The sequence below is a fragment of the Novosphingobium sp. genome (genome assembly GCF_031424035.1).
Lineage (GTDB): Bacteria > Pseudomonadota > Alphaproteobacteria > Sphingomonadales > Sphingomonadaceae > Novosphingobium.
This window is the reverse complement of the sequence record NZ_JANPGP010000025.1, coordinates 1-3,614: the sequence shown is the minus strand read 5'-3', so window position 1 is coordinate 3,614 and position 3,614 is coordinate 1. Positions and strand designations below refer to the sequence as shown.

Below are 3,614 nucleotides of genomic sequence, written 5' to 3'. Positions count from 1 at the left end.
GCAGGCTGGGCAGAGCCGGCATGGCAGGCAGTTCGACGCGTGCGGGCAGCAGCGATGCTTCCGCAGTCTGGCTGTCGATACCGATCGAAGCGCCGCCGAACATCGCAAAACCGGCCATCAGCATGACCGAAAGCGCGGAGGAAAGGGCGAGTTTCTTGCTCATATTCATCGATCCGAATTACTGACCTCGGTTACTATAACTAAGGCAGGTAGATGTTGCAATGCAATATAGGCGGCAAATATGAACGGCAGGTTGCCGTTTCAAGACCTTGCCCAACCCTTGCCCGCGCGACTAAGGCTGGATGATGAGCCGATCACGCAGATCCGATAACTGGGGTTTCCCGCGCTGGGGCGGATACGGCGCCGCGCGTGACGCGGTAACCGTGCGCCTGTGCGACCGCGCCGGCTGCAATGACAAGGGCGATTGCCCCGCGCCCAAGAGCCCCAACAACCCGGACCGCTGGTATTTCTGCCAGCGCCACGCGGCCGAATACAATTCCGGCTGGGACTACTTCGAGGGCCTTGACAAGGAAGAGGCGGCCGAGCGCGAGGCGAGCGAAACGCGCGACAATTCCGGCTATCAGGAAGCCGCGCACTATGGCTGGGGCGGATCAGGCGACGGCAGCCGCAGCCGCGACGAAATGCGCGCGCTCGACGTGCTCGGGCTTGAAAGCGATGCCGATTTCGACGCGGTCAAGAAAGCCTGGCGCGCCAAGGCCAAGCTCGTTCACCCTGACGTGCGCCCCGGCGACGAGGACGCCGCCAAGGCGTTCCAGGCGCTGCAACTGGCCTATGAAGTCCTGCGCGCGGCGGAAGAACGCCGCGAGTGGAAGGGCTGATCCTTAAGCCGGTACGGGGTGCGCGGCTTCGTCCCGCTTCTCATTGCGGCCGAGCAGCAGAAGCATCACCGCACCCAGCACCACCGACACACCGGTGACCACCAGGAACACGTTGAAGTTCCCCGTTGTGCCCAGCGTGTAGCCGAGCAGGATTGCTCCCAGCGAAGTCGAGACGGATGTGATCGCGGTGATCAGGCCCATGACCGACGAATAGACATCAATGCCGAAGCGCTTCGCCACGAGGTAGGCGACGACATCGCCTTCCGCGCCGAAGGTGAAACCGATGCAATAGACCGACAGCAGGACGAGCGCATGGGCGTCAAGGCTGCTGGAAAGGAAGAACAGCCCGATGCTCGGCAATGCCATGGTCAGGAAGGCGACGCGGTAGGGGTTCATCTTGTCGATCGCGAGGCCGGCGAGGAGGCGGCCCGAAAGCTGGCCGAGCATCATCGCCACGGTCGCCTGACCCATCATCATTCCGGTCATGCCATTCTCAAGGATCAGGTTCTTGAGCTGCGCCTGCGGGATCGTCTGCGGCAGGTTGCACAGCATCATCGATCCGCCGAGCATCCAGAACGCCGGATTGCGGAAAATCATCGGATAGTCCTCGCGCGCCTTGCGCTTGGTCTTCAGCACGCCGTGAGTTTTCGCGCCCGGCGGGATGAGCAAGAAGGTGACGACGGCCATGACAATGGCGAAGACTGCCAGCGCCTGATAGCCGCTGCGCCAGCCCAGCGTCTCGACGATCCAGTTGAGCATGATGCCCACCGGAATGCCGAACAACGCCGGCCCCGAAGCGACAATGGCAAGCGCCAGACCACGCGATTTCTTCACGTACTGCACGGCCAGCCGGCTGTAGACGGTGGCCGTCGTGGTCATGCCCAGCACCCCCTGGGCGACGAACAGCATCGAATAGACCTCGATCGATCCGTTCATCAGGCTGAGGCCGAGATAGATCAACGGCATGGCCAACATGCCGATCAGTGCCGTCATTCGCACGCCGAGCACGTCAGCCAGACGCCCGACAAAGGGCAGCGCCAGCGAGGAAAACAGGCCGAGCGATCCGACATAGGCGAAGGACGAAGGCGTCCAGTTGTTGGCCGTTATCAGCGATGGGGCCATCGTGCTGATCACCGTGCCGGCGAGCGACATGCCCGAGCCGAGCCCGACAGTGGCCGCAAGCAGCGGACGCCAGTTATCGCGAAGTTCGCTCAGATAGGCCATGTGCCGAAGTTCTCCCAACCGGTCGGCTGCGGCCTTCCTTGGGGGCGGGTTGTCCGCGATTGCCCGGGCGCGGTCAATCGTAAGGGCTATCGCCAGAGCGGTGCTTGCCAAGGCCGGCGCGCAAGGTTAGCCTCCCCTCCATCGCCCGGCCACATGGGGCAGGCCATCAGCGACCAGGGTCCGCACGCAAGGCACTCGCCTCGGGGGGAAATGGACCTATGTCTGCAGATATCGTTTCGCCGGTGGCCAAGGCCGCCCGCGTCCAGTCGCTTGATGTCCTGCGCGGCATTTCGCTGCTGGGCATCCTAATGATGAACATCACCGCTTTTGGCCAGATCATCCAGGCCTATGGCAATCCAATGGTCGATGGCGGTGCCACCGGCAAGGACCTGCTGGCCTTCGAGATCATCAACGTCGGTTTCGAAGGCACGATGCGCGGCATCTTTTCGCTGCTGTTCGGCGCTGGAATTGTCCTGCTGACCGAGCGCATGGAAAAGGCCGGCGATGGCGCCATGGCAGCCGAAGTTCACTTCCGCCGCATGTTGTGGATGATGCTGTTCGGCATCGTCCATTGGGCGCTGCTGCTGTGGTACGGTGAGATCCTGTTCAACTATGCCATCTGCGGGCTGGTGCTGTTTTCGTTCCGCAAGCTGCCAGCGCGCAAGCTGGCGATCATCGGCGCTGTACTGCTGGTCGGTGCGGCGCTGCTCGGCAATCTCAAGCTGTCACAGACTATCGAAAACCATGATGCCGCCGTTGCCGCGCAACAGGTCAAGGCATCGGGCGTGGCCCTGAACAAGGATCAGGAAGCCGCGATCGAGACATGGAAAAAGGCCGAGTCCAATCATTGGCCGACCGATGAAGAAAAGGCCGAACAGACCGGCTGGCATTCGGGTTCCTGGTGGAGCGCGGTGAAGGGCCAGTTCAATCTGAGCTATGAATTCCAGTGGACCTCGATGCCTGAATGGCTGGCGTTTGACATGGTGCCGTTCATGTTGATCGGCATGGCGCTGCTGAAGTGGGGCGTGCTGGGCGGCGGCCTGCCGGTGCGAAGCTATGCCGGAATGATGATTGTCGGATACGGCATCGGCATTCCGCTGGGGCTTTATGAACTGAGCATCTACCTTGATGGCCAGTTCGCCACGCTGGCCTATGCCAGGGCCGGGGAGACGTACCAGATCAGCCGCCTGGCCATGGTCATCGGCCATCTCGGGCTGGCCTTGCTGGTAATCCGGATGGGTCTGTTCAAAGGCTTGCAACGCGCGCTGGCGGCCGTGGGGCAGATGGCGCTGAGCAACTACATTTCCCAGACGCTGATCTGCACCGCGTTGTTCTACGGCTTCGGCTTCGGCCTGTTCAGCCACTTTGACCGGCACGAGCTATACTACATCGTCTTCGCCATCTGGGCGGTGCAACTGATCTGGAGTCCGCTGTGGCTGGCGCGCTTCCGCTTTGGCCCGATGGAATGGCTGTGGCGCTCGCTGACGTACTGGAAGCGCCAGCCGATGAAAATCTGACCCGAGCCCCCGCGCAGGCGGGGGCCTCAGGCCA

3 protein-coding genes are annotated in these 3,614 nt (G+C 62.3%); 2 read left to right on the top strand and 1 reads right to left on the bottom strand.

Annotated features, from left to right (window positions below):
- Positions 1-305 precede the first annotated feature (305 nt).
- The gene (locus RMO89_RS02965) at positions 306-839 is read left to right on the top strand and encodes a J domain-containing protein (protein WP_310531128.1); all 534 of its coding nucleotides are present in this window, start codon (positions 306-308) and stop codon (positions 837-839) included.
- Between the two features lie 3 nt (positions 840-842).
- Here the strand turns inward: RMO89_RS02965 and RMO89_RS02960 are convergent, their stop codons facing one another.
- Positions 843-2,063 carry an MFS transporter gene (locus tag RMO89_RS02960; protein ID WP_310531127.1) on the bottom strand — a complete coding sequence of 407 codons (1,221 nt, stop codon included), beginning with the start codon at positions 2,061-2,063 and terminating at the stop codon, positions 843-845.
- A 218-nt stretch (positions 2,064-2,281) separates the two neighbouring features.
- On the opposite strand from RMO89_RS02960, the gene RMO89_RS02955 reads away from it, so the two are divergent.
- The gene (locus RMO89_RS02955; protein WP_310531126.1) at positions 2,282-3,580 is read left to right on the top strand and encodes a DUF418 domain-containing protein; all 1,299 of its coding nucleotides are present in this window, start codon (positions 2,282-2,284) and stop codon (positions 3,578-3,580) included.
- The last annotated feature ends 34 nt before the right edge of the window (positions 3,581-3,614 follow it).